The organism is Thermocatellispora tengchongensis, assembly GCF_014202315.1.
In the GTDB taxonomy this organism is placed as follows: domain Bacteria; phylum Actinomycetota; class Actinomycetes; order Streptosporangiales; family Streptosporangiaceae; genus Thermocatellispora; species Thermocatellispora tengchongensis.
The window spans coordinates 21,104-37,890 of record NZ_JACHGN010000033.1 but is presented as its reverse complement, the minus strand read 5'-3'; the positions used below and the strand labels follow the sequence as shown (position 1 = coordinate 37,890).

Annotated in this window: 17 protein-coding genes; 13 read left to right on the top strand and 4 right to left on the bottom strand. The window is 73.8% G+C overall.

What is annotated here, in order from left to right; all coding sequences use genetic code 11:
- Positions 1-83: 83 nt before the first annotated feature.
- The 3 genes from HNP84_RS46880 to HNP84_RS46870 form a co-directional block, all read right to left on the bottom strand.
- Positions 84-473, bottom strand: coding sequence for a nuclear transport factor 2 family protein (locus tag HNP84_RS46880; RefSeq protein WP_185056619.1), 390 nt, complete (start codon positions 471-473; stop codon positions 84-86).
- A 146-nt stretch (positions 474-619) separates the two neighbouring features.
- The gene (locus HNP84_RS46875; protein ID WP_185056618.1) at positions 620-1,525 is read right to left on the bottom strand and encodes an SDR family NAD(P)-dependent oxidoreductase; all 906 of its coding nucleotides are present in this window, start codon (positions 1,523-1,525) and stop codon (positions 620-622) included.
- A 22-nt stretch (positions 1,526-1,547) separates the two neighbouring features.
- Complete coding sequence (locus HNP84_RS46870) at positions 1,548-3,836, bottom strand: CaiB/BaiF CoA-transferase family protein (RefSeq protein WP_185056617.1); 2,289 nt, start codon at positions 3,834-3,836, stop codon at positions 1,548-1,550.
- Between the two features lie 268 nt (positions 3,837-4,104).
- On the opposite strand from HNP84_RS46870, the gene HNP84_RS46865 reads away from it, so the two are divergent.
- Both HNP84_RS46865 and HNP84_RS46860 read left to right on the top strand, forming a co-directional pair.
- Positions 4,105-4,593, top strand: coding sequence for a MarR family winged helix-turn-helix transcriptional regulator (locus HNP84_RS46865; RefSeq protein WP_185056616.1), 489 nt, complete (start codon positions 4,105-4,107; stop codon positions 4,591-4,593).
- A gap of 120 nt (positions 4,594-4,713) precedes the next feature.
- The gene (locus HNP84_RS46860) at positions 4,714-5,859 is read left to right on the top strand and encodes a CaiB/BaiF CoA transferase family protein (protein WP_185056615.1); all 1,146 of its coding nucleotides are present in this window, start codon (positions 4,714-4,716) and stop codon (positions 5,857-5,859) included.
- A gap of 26 nt (positions 5,860-5,885) precedes the next feature.
- Here HNP84_RS46860 and HNP84_RS46855 read toward each other — a convergent pair whose 3' ends face one another.
- Complete coding sequence (locus HNP84_RS46855) at positions 5,886-6,485, bottom strand: TetR/AcrR family transcriptional regulator (RefSeq protein ID WP_185056614.1); 600 nt, start codon at positions 6,483-6,485, stop codon at positions 5,886-5,888.
- A gap of 194 nt (positions 6,486-6,679) precedes the next feature.
- On the opposite strand from HNP84_RS46855, the gene HNP84_RS46850 reads away from it, so the two are divergent.
- The 11 genes from HNP84_RS46850 to HNP84_RS46800 are packed head-to-tail and all read left to right on the top strand — an operon-like array spanning position 6,680 to position 16,780.
- The gene (locus tag HNP84_RS46850; RefSeq protein ID WP_185056613.1) at positions 6,680-7,864 is read left to right on the top strand and encodes an acyl-CoA dehydrogenase family protein; all 1,185 of its coding nucleotides are present in this window, start codon (positions 6,680-6,682) and stop codon (positions 7,862-7,864) included.
- Positions 7,865-7,907: 43 nt separating this feature from the next.
- On the top strand, positions 7,908-9,032 hold the full coding sequence (locus HNP84_RS46845) for an acyl-CoA dehydrogenase family protein (RefSeq protein ID WP_185056612.1): 1,125 nt from the start codon (positions 7,908-7,910) through the stop codon (positions 9,030-9,032).
- Between the two features lie 29 nt (positions 9,033-9,061).
- The gene (locus HNP84_RS46840; RefSeq protein ID WP_185056611.1) at positions 9,062-9,958 is read left to right on the top strand and encodes an SMP-30/gluconolactonase/LRE family protein; all 897 of its coding nucleotides are present in this window, start codon (positions 9,062-9,064) and stop codon (positions 9,956-9,958) included.
- On the top strand, positions 9,955-10,182 hold the full coding sequence (locus HNP84_RS46835) for a ferredoxin (RefSeq protein ID WP_185056610.1): 228 nt from the start codon (positions 9,955-9,957) through the stop codon (positions 10,180-10,182). Before HNP84_RS46840 ends, HNP84_RS46835 begins: the two co-directional genes overlap by 4 nt.
- 27 nt (positions 10,183-10,209) lie before the next feature.
- On the top strand, positions 10,210-11,427 hold the full coding sequence (locus tag HNP84_RS56565) for a cytochrome P450 (RefSeq protein ID WP_221337640.1): 1,218 nt from the start codon (positions 10,210-10,212) through the stop codon (positions 11,425-11,427).
- A gap of 28 nt (positions 11,428-11,455) precedes the next feature.
- Positions 11,456-12,808, top strand: a complete 1,353-nt coding sequence (locus tag HNP84_RS46825; protein WP_221337639.1) for an FAD-dependent oxidoreductase — start codon at positions 11,456-11,458, stop codon at positions 12,806-12,808.
- Positions 12,805-13,152 (top strand): ferredoxin, encoded by a 348-nt coding sequence (fdxA, locus tag HNP84_RS46820; RefSeq protein ID WP_185056608.1) that lies wholly within the window; start codon positions 12,805-12,807, stop codon positions 13,150-13,152. Before HNP84_RS46825 ends, fdxA begins: the two co-directional genes overlap by 4 nt.
- Complete coding sequence (locus HNP84_RS46815) at positions 13,145-13,786, top strand: NUDIX hydrolase (protein WP_185056607.1); 642 nt, start codon at positions 13,145-13,147, stop codon at positions 13,784-13,786. The genes fdxA and HNP84_RS46815 overlap by 8 nt, the downstream gene beginning before the upstream one ends.
- 28 nt (positions 13,787-13,814) lie before the next feature.
- Positions 13,815-14,942 (top strand): FAS1-like dehydratase domain-containing protein, encoded by a 1,128-nt coding sequence (locus HNP84_RS46810; RefSeq protein WP_185056606.1) that lies wholly within the window; start codon positions 13,815-13,817, stop codon positions 14,940-14,942.
- Between the two features lie 21 nt (positions 14,943-14,963).
- Entirely contained in the window at positions 14,964-15,269 is a 306-nt protein-coding gene (locus HNP84_RS46805) for a hypothetical protein (RefSeq protein ID WP_185056605.1), read from the top strand.
- 11 nt (positions 15,270-15,280) lie between these two features.
- A complete protein-coding gene (locus HNP84_RS46800) occupies positions 15,281-16,780 on the top strand; it encodes a class I adenylate-forming enzyme family protein (RefSeq protein ID WP_185056604.1) in 1,500 nt (499 codons plus the stop codon).
- Positions 16,781-16,787: the final 7 nt, after the last annotated feature.

The window sequence follows — 16,787 nt, the reverse complement described above, 5'->3', positions numbered from 1 at the left end:
CCGCGGCTTCCGCAGGGCTGGGCCACCCGCGCGCGGAGGTGGTCAGCCGATCCCTTCGCGCTCCCTGGTGGCCCGGGGGCCGTTCACCCGTCCTGACCGTGCCTCCGCACAGCCATGTCGTCCGGGTTCCAGAACGCACGCATGGAGGTGATCCGGCCGTCCTCGTCGAAGGTCATCACATCGATCGGCGCCACGTCGATGGTCTGATCCGGCAGCTCGGTGCGGACGAGGAAGTGGAAGGCGGCGCTGCCGGCGGCGACGCGGAGGGCGATCAGCTCGGTGTGCCGTCTCGACGTCTCGATCGCCGCGTAGAACTCCCTGATCGCGGCGCGACCGCGCCGCGGCTCACTGCCCACCGGGTCTTCGAGCGTCGCGTCCTCGGCGTAGCAGGCCGCGATGTCGCCGGCCGTGCCGTCGGCCACGGCCTTGAGATAACGGGCCACGGCTTCGCGGATGACATCGGCAGATGGCATGTCCGGTCGTCCCCTTCGTGTACGGGCGGCGGTGGGGCCGATGCTAGGGATTCGCGCGGGCCGGCCCCTTCGGTGTCCCGGTGAACGGGAGGGGCCGAAGGGAGCCGGGTGAGAGGCGTCCGCGGCTGCCGGCCCGCGGAGCGGCGTCAGGTGATCACGGTCCCGGGGTCCGGGACGGTGAGCGGGGCCACCTGGGCGTCGGTCATGTCGAGGATCTCGTCCAGGCGGCCGGCCACGGTCTCGGGGGTCAGGGCCGGGTCGTGGATGCCGCGCGAGTTCAGCATCACCATCCGGGTGACCAGGCCGCCGGCCGCGTTCAGCACCTCGCCGGTGACGCGGCAGCTCTCGTGCGCCAGGTACGCCGCGACCGGCGCCACCAGCTCCGGCGGCATGTGCTCGCGCATGTACTCGATCGTGCCGGGCGGCAGGGTGTCGCCGGTGAGCTCCACCATGCGCGTCGCGGCCCCGGGGGCGACCGCGTTGACCTTGACGCCGTGCGGCGCGCCGGCCACGGCGAGGTTGCGGGTCAGGCCGTACACCGCGCCCTTGGCCGAGCCGTAGTGCACCATGTCCGGCACGCCGAGCAGCGCGGCCGAGACCGTGTTCACGATCCGCCCCTGCCCGCTCGCCACCAGGTGCGGCCAGGCGGCGCGGGCCAGCATGAGGCTGCCCAGGTAGTGCACGTCCAGGAACGCCTGATACGTCGTGAGCGGCAGCTCGTCGAACGGGCCGATGCGGAAGTTGCCGGCGTTGTTGACCACCGCGTCGATCCGGCCGAAGGCGTCCAGCGCCGTGGCGACGACGGACGCGGCGCCCTCCTCGGTGGCGACGGAGGCGGTGCTGGCCACGGCGGTGCCGCCGGCCTTCTCGATGGCGGTCACGGTCTCCTCGGCCGGGCCCGCGGAGGGTGCGGCGCCGTCGGTGTCGCCGCCCAGGTCGTTGACCACGACCGAGGCGCCGCGCTCGGCGAACAGCCGCGCGTACGCCCGGCCGATGCCGCGGCCCGCGCCGGTGACGATCACGACGCGGCCGGTGAAGTCCAGCGTGCTCATGGGATCTCCTTCGGATTGGGGGTCAGGGGCGGGTGGCGCAGACGCCGCGGGCCACCAGGTCGTCGATCTCGGCGGGGGAGAGGCCGGCGACCTCGCTCAGCACCTCGCGGTTGTCCCGGCCGAGGGTGGGCGGGGCCAGGCGCGACCAGCGCTCGACGCCGTCGTAGCGGAAGGGGATCACCGGCAACAGGATCTTCCCGGCGACCGGGTGGTCGATCTCCTCGAACATCCCCCGGCCGCTCATCTGGGGGTGGTCGTGGATGAAGCGGGGATCGGCCGCGACCGCGGCCGGGACGCCGGCGCGCAGCAGCTCCGCCGCCGCGTCCTCGGCGCGGCGGGTGGCCGCCCACGTCTCCAGCTCGCGGTCCAGAAGGTCCTCCTGGGCCTTGCGCCCGGCGTACGCGTCCAGCCCGCGGTCCTCGCGCCAGCGGGGGAGGCCCACGACCTCGCGCAGCGCGGCCCACTGCTCGTCGGTCTCGATCGAGACGGCCAGCCAGCTCTCGGCGCCCTCGCACCGGTAGACGCCCTGCGGCGCGACGCCCGGCGCGTGGTTGCCCTCGCGGCCCGGGGCCGTGCCCGTCGCGGTGGCCACGATGACCTGCTCGGCGGCCATGGTCAGGGCCGCCTCGGCGAGCGGGGCCTCCACGAGCATGCCGCGCCCGGTGGCGGCCCGGCGGTGCAGCGCGGCGAGCAGGGCCACCGCGGCGTTCGCGCCGCCCATCGGGTCGGCGGGGCCGCTCGGGTTGACCGGGGGCCCGCCCGGGTAGCCGGTCGTCCAGCACAGGCCCGAGTACTGCTCGACGGTCTGCGCGTAGCCGACCCGGTCGCGCAGCGGGCCGGTCAGCCCGAACGCGGGCATGCGCAGCATGACGATCGACGGGTTGAGCGCTCGCACGCCGTCCCAGTCCAGGCCCAGGTTCTCCATGACGCGCGGGGCGAAGTTCTCCAGCAGCACGTCCGCGTCCGCGATCATCCTCTTCAGCACGTCCAGGCCCGCCGGATCGGTCAGGTCCAGGGTGATCGCGCGCTTGTTGTGGTTGATGCCGAGGAAGAAGTAGCCGCGCTCCCACCACAGGTCGGCCGACGGGTCACCGCCCAGCACCCGGGCGCCGTCGATGCGCCGGGGTGACTCGATCTTGATGACGTCGGCGCCCAGGGAGGCGAGCAGCGTGGCGGTGAACGAGCCGGCCCACCAGGTGCCCAGGTCCAGGACGCGCAGGCCGGCCAGGGGCAGGCCCGCCGCGGGCCGGGTCCGCGGGCGGGGGCGGTTCTCGGGCGTGCGCTCGCGGGACGCCTCGGGCCTGCGTCCGTCGAACAGGAACGGGACCACCGGATGCCGGAAGGCGCCGGTGGCGTCGGGGACGTAGAAGCCGCGGGCGACGGTGTGCGGGTCGTCCAGGATGCTCATGCCGTTGTGCACCGGCGAGGCCGGGATGCGCAACAGGCCCGCTCGCTCCAGGATCTCCGCCGTGGTGTGCCGGCGGGTCCAGGAGCGCACCACCTCGGTCCACTCCTTCTCCCGGGCGTAGCGGCCGGTGTGCGTGAGCAGTTCCTCGTCCTCAAGGAGGTCGGGACGCTCGATGAGGATCAGGAAGTCCTGGAGCTGCTGCGCCGAGGCGAGGTTGAACCCGACCCAGCCGTCCGCGGTCGGCTCCACGGAGGGGGTCAGCCGCCGGCGCATCACCACCGGCTCGCGGCTCGCCCCGCTCAGCGCGGACATGGCGTCCACGAACAGGTTCGTGACGTAGGCGTTCACCTCCAGGAGGGAGATGTCGAGGCGGGCGCGCGCACCTCCGCGGACGGCGGCCAGCGCGCCCGCGGCGGCCAGCGCCCCGGCCACCCACTCGGCCGGGTGGCCGCCCGCCATCAGCGGGTAGGAGTCGGGCACCCCGCGCAGCCGGAGCGAGCCGCACTCGGCCTGGAGGGTGAAGTCGGTCCACGGCCTGCCCTGTCCCGACCACGGGCCGCCGCCGCCCCAGGGGGAGATGTCCACGGTCACCGGCACGTCCGGCGCGGGGGAGGGGGTGGGCGCGTCGTCCCATTCGCGGATGAGGATGTCCGCGCCCACGGCGAGTGCGCCGACGTCGCCGGTGACCGTCTTCTTGCCCGCGCTCAGGAAGGCGAACAGTGGCCGGTCACCGGAACCGGTGCGCGGGTCGCGGCGCAGAGGATGCCCGCCCGAGGGCTCCACCAGGATCACCTCGGCGCCGCAGTCGGCCAGCGTCCTGCCCGCGTACGCCCCCGCGATGCCGCGGGAGACCTCCACGACGCGCAGATCCGCGAGCAGGGGTTCGGCGGGTGGATCGGCCATTGCGGCTCCTTTTCGGTGGTACGGGACACTTCGGTGGTACGGGACACGGCGACGCCGGCGCGTCCGATCGGCTTGATCGCCGGCTGAGTATGCTCGGGACATGCGCGCCCCGGGCGCGCGGCAGGGCGCCAGCTATACTGTCGCCCGGAAACAATGTCGGAACGACAGCGTAATGCGCGTCGCCCGGACAGGGAAGAGCCGGACGCGGGAACGAGCGGGCGCGACGCGGACGCGATCGTGCCGCCCGCAGGGCGGCGAAGGAGGAGGCGTGGGCGAGGAGTCCGGCGAGCCGGGCACGTTGGATGGCGATGTGGGGGCCCCGCTGATTCTCAGCTCGTTCGGCTTCATCATCGGCCGCTGGACGGCGGTCGGCATGATGGACCTGATCCTGGCGCGCGCGGGCGTCGAACTGGACGCCGCGGCGGCGACCGTGCTGCTCACGCTGCAGCGCGGCGGTGGGACGGCCCGGCCGTCCGCGCTCGCCCAGGAGACGGGCACCAGCGCCTCCAACATCAGCAAAGTGCTGGCCCGGCTGCAGGCCGCGGGCATGATCGAGAGGCACACCGAGGCCGGCGACCTGCGGGCGGTCGCCGTGGCGATGACCTCGGCCGGGCGTCAGGCCGTGCGCGACATCGACGCCACCTCGATCGCGATGCTCAACGAGATGCTGCGCGACTGGCCGGAGGCGGAGTTGAAGCAGTTCAGCGTGCTGCTCGGCCGCTTCGCCCGTTCCCTGCGCGACACCTTCACTCCCTGAAGCCACCCCCTGAAGCCACGCCCTGAAGCCGGGACTCGGCGGTGTCCTGGCGGGTCCGTTCGCGTGTTAATGTGTCGGAACGACAATATTTCCGGACGACAGTAATGCGAGGAGGTGGGCATGGCCGGACCTCTCAGGGGAAGGCGCGTGGTGGAGGTGGCCGGACAGGGGCCCGTCCCGTTCGCCGGGATGATGCTCGCCGACATGGGAGCCGAGGTCATCCGAGTGGAGCGGATGCCGGGCGGCCGGGCCGGCTGGCCGGACCGCCACCGCACCGACACCCTCTCCCGGGGACGTCGATCCGTGCAGGTCGACCTGAAGAACCCGCTGGGCGCGGACGTCGTGCTGCGGCTGGTGGCCGGCGCCGACGCGCTGATCGAGGGCTTCCGGCCGGGCGTCGCCGAGCGCCTGGGCATCGGGCCCGCCGAGTGCCTGGCCCGCAACCCCGCCCTCGTCTACGGCCGGATGACCGGCTGGGGGCAGCACGGGCCGGAGGCGCGGCGGGCCGGGCACGACCTGAACTATCTCGCGCTCACCGGCGCGCTGTACTCCATCGGCCAGGCCGGCGGCCCACCCGTGCCGCCGCTGAACCTGGTGGCCGACTTCGGCGGCGGCGGCATGCTGCTGGCCTTCGGCGTGGTGTGCGCGCTGCTGGAGGCCGGGCGGTCGGGACAGGGCCAGGTCATCGACGCGGCCATGGTCGATGGCGTGGCCGCGCTCATGGCCCCGTTCTACGCCATGGCCGCCGCGGGCCGGTGGAGCGAGCGGCGCGGCACCAACATCCTCGACTCCGGCGCCCACTTCTACGGCGTCTACGAGACCGCCGACGGCAGGCACGTCGCGGTGGCGGCGATCGAGCCGAAGTTCTACCAGGCCCTGATCGCCACCCTCGGCCTGGACGCCGGCGACCTGCCGCCGCAGATGGACGCGGCGAGGTGGCCGGAGATGAAGCGGCGGCTGGCGGCGGTGTTCCGCACCCGGACCCTCAAGGAGTGGTGCGCGGCGTTCGAGGAGGTGGACGCCTGCTTCGCGCCGGTGCTGACCCCCGTGGAGGCCGTGGAGCACCCCCACGCGGTCGCGCGGCAGGCGTTCACGCGGGTGGACGGCATCCCGCAGCCCGCGCCGGCCCCGCGCTTCGCGCGCACCCCCGCCGGCATGCCCGAGCCGCCGCCCCGCCCCGGGGAGCACACCGGCGAGGTGCTGGCCGCCGCCGGGTTCACCGACTCCGACATCGACGCGCTGCGCGCGCAGGGCGTTGTCGCCTGACCGCCGTGCGACGCCAGACGCCTTTCTCAGCCGGCCGCCCAGCCGTGGAGCAGGAAGTCCATGAACGTGCCCGCGATCTCGGCGGTGTCCAGGTCGCCGTCCGGCCGCAGCCAGCGGTAGGTCGAGTTGAGCATGCCGACGAACGCGAGCCCGGCCAGGCGCACGTCCATCGGCTTGAAGGCGCCCTCGTCGATGCCCGCCTGGATGATGTCCCGCAGCCCGCGGGTCCACCGGGCGCGGGCGGCCTTGACCCGCTCCAGGCGCTCTCCCTTCAGGTGACGCCACTCGTGGAAGTAGACCGTGGCGGCGTCGGGGTTCGCGGCCACCCAGCGCAGGTGCTCCTCGGCGATCGTGCGCAGCTTGTCCACCGGCGTGTCGCCCGCCGCCAGCACCGCCTCCATCCGCCGCTCGGTGGACTGCGCGATGTCCCAGACGATCGCGTCGAGCAGGTCCTCCTTGCTGCGGATGTGCACGTACAGGCTGCCCGCGTGCATGCCCATCTCGGCGCCGATGTCGCGCATGGAGGTGCCGTGATAGCCGGTCTGGGCGAAGCGCCGCGTCGCGGCGTCCAAGATCGCCGTGACGTGGCGGCTCTGCGCGCCCGGCCCGGTGTTCGTCGTGCTCATCGTGCTCGGACGATACACCGCCGCGCCGCCGTTTCCGCAGCCGGAGCCGGGCGCGGAGCCACCGCAAGATCGTGCAACAAATGTTTGTTGAAGCATTGACGCGCCCGAGAACCCGCTCGTACGGTGCGGGTTACCGAGCCGTCGCATCCCGGCCGGCCGTCCGGCCCGGCACCATCGACGTGAAGGAACCATTCGTGCGTCTGTCCTACACCCCCGAGCAACTCGCCCTCCGGGACGAGCTCCGCGAGTACTTCAGCGAGATCATGACCCCGGAGGTCCGGCACGCCCTGCGCGACGGCTACTCCGTCCCGGAGGCCACCGAGACCTACCGCGCGATCGTGCGCCGGCTCGGCGAGGACGGCTGGCTGGGCATCGGCTGGCCCAAGGAGATCGGCGGGCAGGGCCGCACCATGGTGGAGCAGGCCATCTTCAACGACGAGGCCGCCTACGCCGACGTGCCCACCCCGCTGCTGACCATCAACAGCGTCGGCCCGGCCATCGCCGCGTACGGCACCGAGGAGCACAAGCGCACCCTGCTCGCCGGCATCCTCGAAGGCCGGGTGCACTTCGCCATCGGCTACTCCGAGCCCGAGTCCGGGACCGACCTGGCCTCGCTGCGCACCCGAGCGGTCCGCGAGGGCGACGAGTACGTCGTCAACGGCCAGAAACTGTGGACCGGCATGATGGAGGCCGCCGACTACATCTGGCTCGCCGTGCGCACCGACCCCGAGGCCCCCAAGCACAAGGGCATCTCGGTCCTGCTCGTCCCCCGGCACGCGCCCGGCATCTCCTCCACCCGGCTGCGCACGATGGGCCGGCACTCCGTCGCGGCGGTGAGCTTCGACGACGTACGCGTGCCGGTCGCCAACCGCATCGGCCCGGAGAACGGCGGCTGGAAGCTGGTGACCGGCCAGCTCAACACCGAGCGCGTCGCCCTGGTCTCGGCCGCCGGCCTGGAGAAGGCACTGGAGCGGGTCGTGGCATGGGCCTCGGCGCGGCGCACCCCCGGCGGCGGCAGGCACATCGACCAGCCGTGGGTGCGCGCCAACCTGGCCCGGGTGCGCGCCGAGATCGAGTTCCTCAAGCTGCTCAACCACAAGCTGGCCGCCGCCGTGGACCGGGGCGAGCTGCAGCCGGCCGACGCCTCGGCGGCCAAGGTGTACGGCAGCGAGCTCACCGTACGGGCCAACCGCCTGCTGTCGGAGGTCACCGGGCAGCACGGCTATCTCGCCCCCGGCGCCCCCGAAGCGGTCCTGGACGGCGGCCTGGGCAAGCGGGCCGCCTCCGCGCACGTGATGACCTTCATCGGCGGGGCCAACGAGATCCAGCGCGACCTCATCGCCCAGCTCGGCCTCGGCCTCCCGCGCTCCCCGCGCTGAACCGCGCCGTACGCGCCCGCCCCCATCCTTTCGGAGCATCCCTGTGGACTTCACCTTCGACGAACAGCAGCTCGCCGTCCGCGAGCTGGCCCGCGAGATCCTGGCCGACCGCGCCACGCCCGAGCGGCTCAACGAGCTGGACGCCGCCGGCGGCGACTGGTTCGACGAGAAGCTCTGGGCCGAGCTGGCCGAGGCCGGCCTGATCGGCCTGCCGTTGCCGGAGGACGCCGGCGGCGGCGGGACCGGCTTCATGGAGCTGTGCGTGGCCATCGAGGCCGTCGCGGCGTCGGCCGCGCACATCCCCCTGTACGAGGCGATCCTGCTCGGCGGGCTGCCGGTCGCCCGGTTCGGCACCGCGGAACAGCAGGCCCGGCTGCTGCCCGGCCTGGCCGCGGGCCGCACACTGCTGTCGGCCGCGCTCGCCGAGCCCGGCGGCCACCCCGCGCACGCCCCGGCCACCACCGCGAGCCCCGCCGCGGACGGATCCTGGACGCTGACCGGCGTCAAGACACTCGTCCCGCTCGCCGACCGCGCCGAACGCGTCCTGGTGCCCGCCGCGGACGCGAGCGGGCGCACCGGGATCTTCCTCCTCGACCCGAACACGGCGGGGGTGAGCGCCGAGCGCCAGGACACGATCAGCGGGCAGCCGGCGTACCTGCTGACCCTGCGGGACGCGGCCGTGGCCGCCGATGACGTGCTGCGAGCCCCGGGCGAGGGCGGGGAGCTGCTGGACTGGCTGCTGCCGCGCGCCACGGCCGGCGTGTGCGCCCGGCAGCTCGGCGCGTGCGACGCGGCCCTGCGCATGACGGCCGGCTACGTCTCCCAGCGCGAGCAGTTCGGCCGCCCGATCGGCACCTTCCAGGCCGTCGCCCAGCGCATCGCCGACGCCTACATCGACACCGAGGGCATCCGCCTGACCGCCTGGCAGGCCATCTGGCGGCTAGAGCAGGGGCTGCCCGCGGCCGAGGAGGTGGCCATCGCCAAGTGGTGGGCCGCCGACGCCGGCGCGCGCGTGCTCGACGCCGCCCTGCACCTGCACGGCGGCATCGGCGCCGACCTCGACTATCCCGTCCACCGCCACTTCCTCGCCGGCAAGTGGAACGAGTTCGCGCTCGGCGGGCCGGCCGCGCAACTGGAGCACCTCGGCGCGCTCATCGCCGGGCGCTGACCCCACCCCCCAACGACAGGAGACCAGCCATGCAGACGTATCCCGCGGAGCGCATCACCACCGGCTACAGCTGGACCGAGTGCCCCCGCTGGCACGACGGCTCCTTCTACTTCTCCGACATGTACAACCGCCGCGTGATGAGGGTCGCCGAGGACGGCACCGCCGAGGTCTTCCTGGACCTGTCCGGCCGCGAGGGCCTGGACGGGCAGGACGTCGTGCTGATCGGCACCGGGTTCCTGCCCGACGGCAGGCTCCTGGTCAACTCCATGCACGAGCGCGTGGTGCTCGTCTACGACGGCGCCGAGGTCGGCCTGTACGCCGACCTGCGCCAGGTCGCCACCGGCCCGATCAACGACATGGTGGTGGACGCCCACGGCCGGGCCTACGTCACCCAGCTCGGCTTCGAGCTGTTCCAGGGGGAGAGCCCCAAGGAGTCCTACATCATCGTGGTCGAGCCCGACGGCTCGTCCCGCGACCTGATCGAGGCGGGCGCGGTCATGGGCGCCAACGGCATCGCCCTGTCGGCCGACGGCGCCACTCTGGTCACCGCCGAGGCGTTCGCCAACCGCATCACCGCCTTCGATCTCTCCCCGGACCGCGTCGTCACCGGGCGGCGCGTGTTCGCCGAGGTGACCGAACTGCCCGACGGCATGTGCCTGGACGCGGAGGGCGCGGCCTGGGTGGCCCAGCCGACCGGCGCGGGCGCGATCCGCATCCTCGACGGCGGCGACGTCGTCGCCAAGGTGACCGTGCCCGCCGAGGAGGCCGGCAACTCGGTGGCGTGCGTGCTCGGCGGTCCCGACCGGCGCTCGCTGTATCTGTGCTGCGGGTTCGAGGTCTTCGACGCCGGCAAGTCGCGCTGCGAGGGCCAGGGCTCGATCTGGCGGGCGGCCGTGCCCGTCACCGCCGGGGAGGCCCGCCCGTGACCGCCGAGAAGTGGAGCCTGGAGGTCGACCGGCGGCGCTGCGTCGGCAACGGCATGTGCGTCGCCGTCGCGCCGGAGCACTTCACCCTCACCGACGGCAGATCATCGCCGATCAGCGCGCAGGTCGCGCCCGCTGAGGAGGTGACCGAGGCGTTCGAGCTGTGCCCGATGTCGGCCATCACCATCCGCGACGCCGCAGGCGCCGAGATCGACCCCACCCGCTGACCCCCACCCACGACCAGGGAGGACGTCGTGACCGACACGACCGCCCAGTTCCCCTTCCCGCCGACGTCGCCGGAGAAGGCGCATGAGCAGATGCGCCGCATTCGTGAGGACCGGCCGATGACGCAGGTCCAGTACGCCTTCGGCGGCAAGGTGTGGGCCATCCACCGGCACGCCGCGGTCAAGCAGATGCTGGAGGACCGCAGGTTCGTGCGCAAGCCCTTCGCCACCGGCGCCATGGAGGTGCCCTACCCCGTCCAGTTCCCGGACTTCCTCAAGACGACCATGCAGTTCGCCGACCCGCCGGAGCACACCCGGCTGCGGCGGCTGGTCGCCAAGGCGTTCACCATGCGCCGCGTCGAGCTGCTGCGCGAGAAGACCCGGCGGTTCGCCGAGGACCTGCTCGACGCGATGGAGCGCAAGGGCCCGCCGGCCGACCTGGTGCGCGACTACACGCTGCAGGTGCCGATCCTGGTGCTCAGCGAGCTGCTCGGTGTCCCGGCCGCCGACCGGGACAAGTTCACCGCCTGGAGCCAGGTCATGCTGGCCACCAACGGCCTGTCGGAGCAGGAGCTCGCCGAGCACGGCGCCGCGCTGTACACCTACCTCGTCGAGCTGATCGCCGCACGCCGCGCCGAACCGGCCGACGACCTGCTCAGCGCCCTGGCCACCGCCCGGGAGAAGGACGACTCGCTCACCGACGAGGAGATCCTGCCCATCGCGATGCTGCTTTTGGTGGCCGGGTTCGACAACACCGCCAACTTCGCCACCCAGGGCGTGCTGGCGCTGCTGCGCAACCCCGACCAGCTCCGGGTCTTCCTGGCCGACATCGACGGGGTGGCGCCCACGCTGGCGGACGAGGTGCTGCGGCACGGAGGCTTCGCGCTCGGCAACGACGTGGAGGGCAGCGCCGGCCTCGTGCCGTTCGTCGCCACCGAGGACGTCGAGATCGACGGGCAGCTCGTCCGCGCCGGCGAGTGCGTCATGGCCGACATCAGCACGGCCAACCACGACGAGAACGCCTTCGCCGACCCCGAGCGGTTCGACGTCACGCGGTCCCCCAACCCGCATCTGACGCTCAGCCACGGCCTGCACCACTGCCTGGGCGCCTCGCTGGCCCGGATGGAGATGCAGGTCATCATCGGCTCGGTGTTCCGGCGCTTCCCCGGCCTGGCGCTCGCGGGCGAGGAGAGCTACGCCACCGACTTCCTCACCGCCGGCATGAGCAGCCTGCCGGTCACCTGGTGAGGCCGGCCCGCCCGCGATACCGATGAGCATGGACGAGCACGTGCACCACCCACCAGGGCCGCGGCGTGTGGCCGTCGTCGGTGCCGGCCCGGCCGGGCTGTTCACCGCCGACGAGCTGGTCCGCCAGGACCGGCTCCCGGTCACCGTGGACCTGCTGGAGCGCCTCCCCGTCCCGTTCGGCCTGGTCCGGTACGGGGTGGCGCCCGACCACCCGAAGATCAAGGCGGTCACGAGGTCGCTGCAGAAGATCGTCGAGCATCCTCGGGTCCGCTTCCTCGGCGGCGTCGGCTTCGGCGCGGAGCTGGACCGCGAGGACCTGCTGCGGCACTATGACGCGGTCGTGTACGCCGCCGGCGCCCCCGCCGACCGGGGCCTGGGCATTCCCGGCGAGTCGTCGCCCGGCTGCCATCCGGCCACCGCGTTCGTGTCCTGGTACAGCGGCCACCCCGACGCCGGCCCGCCCTTCGCGCTGGACGCCCGGCACGCGGTCGTGGTCGGCGCCGGGAACGTCGCGCTGGACGTGGCGCGGGTGCTGGCCAAGCCCGCCCGCGCCCTGGAGCGCACCGACATGCCCCAGCCCGTCCTGGACGCCCTGGCGGTGAGCAAGGTCACCGACATCACGGTCCTGGTCCGGCGCGGCCCGGAGCACACCAGGTTCACCACCAAGGAGCTGCGCGAGCTGGACGAACTGGACGGCGTGGCGATCCGGGTGCCGCCCGGCGAGGCCGAGCCGGGCGGCGGGCCGCTGGACCGCACCGCCGAGAACAACCTCGCGCTGTTCCGGTCCTGGACCGGGGAGCCGGCCGCGGGCACGGAGCGTACGATCACCTTCCGGTTCTGGCGGCGGCCGGTCGAGGTGCGGGGCACGCCGTCGGTGCGGGAACTGATCGTGGAGCGCACCCGGCTGGACGCCTCCGGCGCGCTCACCGGAACCGGCGAGCGCGAGGTGCTGCCCGCCGGGCTGGTGCTGCGCTCGGTCGGCTACCGCGGCCTGCCGCTGCCGGGGGTCCCCTTCGACCACGAGCGCGGCGTGATCCGCAACGCGGGCGGCCGGGTCGTGGACGAGGCGGGCGAGCCATGCCCCCGGGAGTACGTCGCCGGCTGGCTCAAACGGGGCCCGAGCGGCGTCATCGGCACCAACCGCATGGACGCCGCCGAAACGGTCGCCCTGATGGTGGAGGACCTGATCGGCGACCGGAACGGCTCCGGGGGCCCGCCGATCGACGCGCTGCTGCGCGAGCGCGGCATCAGCCCGGTCACGCTGGACGGCTGGCGCCGCATCGACGCCGCCGAGATCGAGCTGGGCCGGCGGGCGGGCCGGGAGCGTACCAAGATCACCGACTGGGCGGAGCTGCGCCGGCTGGGGGGCGTGCCGGGATGACCTTTCTGATCGGACCCGAGTGCGTCGATGTCATGGACCGCTCCTGCGTGCGGGTCTGTCCCGTGGACTGCATCTACGAGGGCGCCCGGAAGCTGTACATCAACCCCGAGGAGTGCATCGACTGCGCCGCCTGCGAGGCCGAGTGCCCCGTGCAGGCCATCTACTTCGACGAGGACGTGCCCGAGGAGCTGAGCTGGGCGGTCGCCGACAACGCGGCGTTCTTCACCGAGGTGCTGCCCGGCCGGGCGGCCCCGCTCGGCTCGCCCGGCGGCGCCCGCGAGGTCGGCCCGGTCGGCGCCGACACCCCGCGCGTCGCCGGCCTGCCCCGGGCGGCCGATGGCTGAGCTCGCCGAGGCGGCCACCTGCGTGCTGCTCCGCGACGGCCGATCCGGCGTGGAGGTCCTGCTGCTGCGCCGTTCCGCCGCCCAGCGCGCCTTCCCGGGGGCCTGGGTGTTCCCGGGCGGGCAGGTGGACCCGGCCGACCGGGTCCGGCCGGAGGCGGCGCGCCGGGCGGCGGTGCGCGAGACGCGGGAGGAGTCGGGGATCGAGCTGGAGGAGGACACCCTCGTGCCCTGGTCCTGCTGGACCCCGCCGGCACAGGCGCCCCGCCGCTTCCGCACCTGGTTCTTCCTGGCCGAAGCACCGCCCGGCCAGGCGGCCCGCGTGGACGGACGGGAGAGTGTGGAGCACGCCTGGCTGACCCCGGCCGCCGCGCTGGCCCGGCACGCGGCGGGGGACATGGTCCTGCTGCCCCCGACATGGACCACGCTGGGCGAGCTGAGCGGGCACCGCTCCGCCGCCGGCATCCTGAACGCCGCCCGTGCCCGCCCGCCGGCGATCTTCACTAGCGCGTTGAGCCGGGACGAACGCGGCCGGTTCCTGCTGGTCACGGCCGAAGGCGGTGCGCCGTACCGGCTGCGGCTGGACGGCCTGCCCTGGCGCCGCGAGGCGGCGGGCGAGGCTCCGCCACCACCCTGAGGCGCCACCACCCTGAGGAAAGGACGTCATGTCAGGCAAGATCACCACGCTGGACGAGTTCGAGGCCGCCTACCGCGAAGGGCTCGGCCGTCCGCTGCACCCCCGGCCGTGGCGCACGGTCACCGAGGAGTGGATCCGGCGCTTCGGCGACGGCGCCGGCGACTACAACCCGCTCTACCGCGACCCCCGCCACGTCTCCGGCCGCTACCTGGAGCTGATCGCCTCACCGGCGTTCGTCTTCTCCGTCGACTTCGGCGCCAACGCCTCCATCTGGGGGCACATCCCGCAGTCCGACGTGTCCACCAAGGATCTCACCATGCTGTACCTGGGCGCGTCCCTGGAGTGGTACCGGCCGATCTACGTCGGCGACCGCATCCGCAGCGTGGAGACGCCGGCCGGCATCCGCCGCACCAGCACCCGGCAGATCGGCGAGGCGTGCGTGTGCACGGGCGTCACCGAGTACTGGAACTCCCGCGGCGAGCTCGTCGCCAGGCTGACCAACGAGATGCTGCGCTTCGCCAACCCCGGCGAGGGAGTCGAGGCCGCCACGGCGTCCGCCCGCCCGGCCGGCGGCGTGGCCCCCGACCCCCTGGTATGGGAGCGCACCCGGCGCGGGGCCGAGCCACGCTACTGGGAGAGCGTGTCGGCGGGGGATAAGCTGCCCGACCTGCCCAAGGGCACCTACACCGTCACCGAGCTGTACCTGTTCGCCCACGCGGCGCTGAACACGCGGCGCTCGCGCGCGGTGGACGAGGGCACCATCGACATGGGCGCGGGCGGGCGCGCCGACCCGGAGTACGCCCGCCGCAACCGCGCCCAGGCCACCACGTTCGACTACGGCCCGCAGCGCATCTGCTGGATGATCCAGGCCGTCACCGACTGGATGGGCGACCACGGCGACCTGCTGCGCATCGACACCCGGCTGCGCCGGCCCAACCTGGTCGGCGACATGAACACCGTTCAGGGCACGGTGAAGCGCACCTACCGTGACGGCGGCGACCTGCTCGCGGAGATCGACCTCGTCAACGTCAACCAGGAGGACGTGGTCACCGCCGGCGGCACGGCCACGGTCCGCCTGCCCGCCGAGGGGACCGTGCCCACCCCCGCGCCGCTCTTCGCCGAGGAACGGCAGCCCGCACCCGGAATCTACGGATAGCACGAGACGAGGAAACACCCGATGCAGCTCAACCCCGGTCAGCGGCTCAGGAGCGCGTCCTCCGAGGCCGAGGTCATCGTGATACGCGCGCCGAAGGGCGAGGTCCACCTGACCTGCGCGGGCGCCCCGATGATCCCCTTCGAGCAGGCCCAGGCCGCCGGCGCCGCCGCTCCGGCGGACGCGCCCCCGCTGCTCATCGGCAAGCGGTACTGCGACGAGGAGGGGACGCTGGAACTGCTGTGCACCCGCGGGGGAGCGGGGCCGCTGGCCGCGGGCTCCCGGGAGCTGGCCGTCAAGGCCGCCAAGCCCTTGCCGGCCTCCGACTGAACGGTGCCGCGATGAACATCCTCACGCTGCTGGAGATCGTGGCCGCCGCGGACGGCGACCGGGTCGCGCTCGGCGACCGCGACACCGGCCTGACGTACGCCGGCCTGCTCGACCTGGCCGCACGCACCGCCCGGCGCCTCGACGGCGGCGAGGGCACGGTCCTGTACGCCACGACGGCCTCGCCCGCCTTCCCCGCCGCACTGTTCGCGGCGGCCTGGACCGGGCGCCCCTTCGCCCCGCTCAGCTACCGCCTGGCCGGCGATCCGCTGCGCCGCCTCATCGCCGCGCAGGCCCCGGCCCTGCTGGTCGCCGGGCGGGCGGTCCTCGACCTGGCCGCCGAGGTGCCCGGCGTGACCGGCACCGGCCCGGACGACCTGCTCCGTACCGCGGCGACCATGCCTCCCACCGAGACGGCGGCGCCGCAGGACCCCGAGGCGCCCGCCGTCCTGCTGCACACCAGCGGCACCACCGGCACGCCCAAGGTGGCCGTGCTGCGCCACCGCCACCTCACCAGCTACGTCCTGGAGAGCACCGAGCTGCTCAGCGCCGCCCCCGACGAGGCGGCGCTGGTGAGCGTCCCGCCGTACCACATCGCCGGGGTCGCCGGGCTGCTCACCGGGATCTACAGCGGGCGGCGCATCGTGCAGCTCCCGAACTTCGAGGCCGCCGAGTGGGTGCGGCTCGCCCGCGAGCAGCACGTCACCCACGCCATGGTGGTGCCCACCATGCTGGCCCGCATCGTCGAGGTGCTGCGCGCCGACGGCGGCGGGCTGCCCGCGCTGCGCCACCTGTCGTACGGCGGCGGCCGGATGCCCCGCCCCGTCATCGAGCGGGCGCTGGAGCTGCTGCCCGGCGTGGACTTCGTCAACGGCTACGGCCTGACCGAGACCACCTCCTCCATCGCCGTGCTCACCCCGCAGGACCACCGCGACGCCGTCGCCTCCGCCGACCCCCGCGTACGGCGCCGCCTGGAGTCGGTCGGCCGTCCGCTGCCCGCCGTGGAGATCGAGGTGCGCGACTCCGGCGGCAGGCCCGTGCCCCAGGGGAGCGCCGGCGAGCTGTGGGTGCGCGGCCCGCAGGTGTCCGGCGAGTACGCCCACGCCTCCCACCTGGAGGAGGGCGGCTGGTTCCGCACCCGCGACGGCGGCTGGATCGACGAGGACGGCTACGTCTACGTCGAGGGCCGGCTCGACGACGTGATCGTGCGCGGGGGAGAGAACCTGTCCCCGGGCGAGATCGAGAACGCGCTGATCGCCCACCCGGACGTCGCCGAGGCCGCGGTGTTCGGCGTGCCCGACGAGCAGTGGGGCGAGGTCGTGGCCGCCGCCGTGGTGCCGCGCCCAGGCGCCCGGGTCTCCGCCGAGGACCTGCGGGAGTGGGTGGCCGCCCGGCTGCGCTCCAGCCGTGTCCCCGCCCTGATCGACGTCCGCGATTCGCTGCCCCGCAACGAGATGGGCAAGCTCCTGCGCCGCGTCCTGCGCGCGCACCTGCGACCCGCCCCCCGGCCATGAGCCGCTG

Bases quoted from the DNA above. Each gene is read 5' to 3' on its own strand.
- HNP84_RS46880 (WP_185056619.1), bottom strand. From the start codon at position 473: ATGCCATCTGCCGATGTCATCCGCGAAGCCGTGGCCCGTTATCTCAAG.
- HNP84_RS46875 (WP_185056618.1), bottom strand. From the start codon at position 1,525: ATGAGCACGCTGGACTTCACCGGCCGCGTCGTGATCGTCACCGGCGCG.
- HNP84_RS46870 (WP_185056617.1), bottom strand. From the start codon at position 3,836: ATGGCCGATCCACCCGCCGAACCCCTGCTCGCGGATCTGCGCGTCGTG.
- HNP84_RS46860 (WP_185056615.1), top strand. From the start codon at position 4,714: ATGGCCGGACCTCTCAGGGGAAGGCGCGTGGTGGAGGTGGCCGGACAG.
- HNP84_RS46855 (WP_185056614.1), bottom strand. From the start codon at position 6,485: ATGAGCACGACGAACACCGGGCCGGGCGCGCAGAGCCGCCACGTCACG.
- HNP84_RS46840 (WP_185056611.1), top strand. From the start codon at position 9,062: ATGCAGACGTATCCCGCGGAGCGCATCACCACCGGCTACAGCTGGACC.
- HNP84_RS46825 (WP_221337639.1), top strand. From the start codon at position 11,456: ATGGACGAGCACGTGCACCACCCACCAGGGCCGCGGCGTGTGGCCGTC.
- fdxA (WP_185056608.1), top strand. From the start codon at position 12,805: ATGACCTTTCTGATCGGACCCGAGTGCGTCGATGTCATGGACCGCTCC.
- HNP84_RS46815 (WP_185056607.1), top strand. From the start codon at position 13,145: ATGGCTGAGCTCGCCGAGGCGGCCACCTGCGTGCTGCTCCGCGACGGC.
- HNP84_RS46810 (WP_185056606.1), top strand. From the start codon at position 13,815: ATGTCAGGCAAGATCACCACGCTGGACGAGTTCGAGGCCGCCTACCGC.
- HNP84_RS46805 (WP_185056605.1), top strand. From the start codon at position 14,964: ATGCAGCTCAACCCCGGTCAGCGGCTCAGGAGCGCGTCCTCCGAGGCC.
- HNP84_RS46800 (WP_185056604.1), top strand. From the start codon at position 15,281: ATGAACATCCTCACGCTGCTGGAGATCGTGGCCGCCGCGGACGGCGAC.